The organism is Paracraurococcus lichenis, assembly GCF_030657435.1.
GTDB lineage: Bacteria > Pseudomonadota > Alphaproteobacteria > Acetobacterales > Acetobacteraceae > Paracraurococcus > Paracraurococcus lichenis.
On record NZ_JAUTWS010000426.1, the window covers coordinates 1 to 610 of the forward strand.

1 pseudogene is annotated in these 610 nt (G+C 70.5%); it reads right to left on the minus strand.

Going from position 1 to position 610, the window contains the following annotated elements:
* A pseudogene (locus Q7A36_RS40635) lies at positions 1–610 on the minus strand (hypothetical protein); the annotation flags it as partial.

Genomic DNA, 610 nt, shown 5'->3' on the forward strand with positions numbered 1-610 from the left:
TCGTCCGGCTCCAGCGCATTTGCTGCGACTTGTTCATCCGCTTGGCCACGATCTCGTTCACCGCGCTCTCCACGAACGCGGTCGAGATCGGCAGCCCACGCCGGCGCCGGGCGGCGTAGGGCACCAGTGCTCCCTCGTTGCGCTCGAGGTAGCCCAGCAGATCGGTGACGTGACGCTGGAGGCGGTCACTCTCTGCTGCCTCAACCACGTCTTCTCGCCTGGTCCAGCGGAGCAGGGCGGTGAGCTTGGCCCGGCATCCCGCCCAGCGCCCATGCCAAAGGCGCCACTTCGCCCGCTCCAAGTCGCGCTCGGCACGGTTGGTGAGGGGTGCCTCAAGTCTGCGGCCCGCCCTGATTGCGTGCTCGAAGCGCACCGCGGCGTGCCACCAGTCCAGCACGGGCGTGGCGCCCGGCAGCACCTCGCGCTGCAGCCGCCACAGCCCGGCATCGCCGTCGCACAGCACGGTCGCGGGCGTGGCCGCGGTCACGCCTGCCGCGGCAAGTGCCTGTCGCAGGGTCACAGCCGACCCCGCCTGGCCATCCCGGACCAAGGCAAAGCGGTGTTGCTGGCCGTCGGCATCGATCACCTTGCCCGCGACCACCTCGAAGTG